The organism is Sodalis-like endosymbiont of Proechinophthirus fluctus, from assembly GCF_001602625.1.
Taxonomy (GTDB): domain Bacteria; phylum Pseudomonadota; class Gammaproteobacteria; order Enterobacterales; family Enterobacteriaceae.
Map to the genome: position 1 here is coordinate 354 of NZ_LECR01000073.1, position 650 is coordinate 1003.

The 650-nt window shown below is 55.2% G+C and carries 1 protein-coding gene; it reads left to right on the forward strand.

Translation table 11 applies throughout. The features are described 5' to 3' along the window. The coding region (locus tag BG74_RS17630; protein ID WP_244267407.1) for a uroporphyrinogen-III synthase at positions 1-461 on the forward strand (461 nt) is incomplete at its 5' end. Positions 462-650: the final 189 nt, after the last annotated feature.

The following is a 650-nucleotide window of genomic DNA, read 5'->3' on the forward strand; positions in this document are numbered from 1 at the left end:
GGCTGCACGGTCTGAGCGGATTGCCGGTCAGCTACCCCGATGATGGAGAAACCAGCGAGGATTTGCTGAGTATGCCGGCGCTGGCGCGCATCGACGGCAAACGCGCGCTTATCCTGCGCAGCAACAACGGACGGGAAGTGCTGGAGCAGACGTTGCGCCAGCGCGGCGTGCAGACCTCCTATTGCGAATGCTACCGCCGCAGCTCGATACATTATGACGGCGAAGAGCAAGGGCAACGCATGCGGACGCTAGGTATCGACACGCTGGTAATTACCAGCGGCGAAATGTTACAGCAATTCTATACCTTAATGCCTGAATACTATCGCCGCGCCTGGCTGATTTCATGCCGGTTGATAGTGGTCAGCGAACGTTTAGCCATGCTTGCCCGCCAATTTGGCTGGACGGATATCGTCGTAGCGAACACGGCAGACAACGATGCATTGATGCGCGTATTACTTTAAATTTAATCATTGGACAAGCCAACATGATGGAATACACTATTCCAACGATCCCGCAGGATGACGCAACCAGGAAGGAAGACAGCGCGCATGCTTTGGCCCCGCTTTCCTGCGAAGCTGAGCCACGGCCCCCAACACCCTCGCACACTACAAGGAAGAAGATTCTACCATCCAGTAATGGCAAACCAGGCA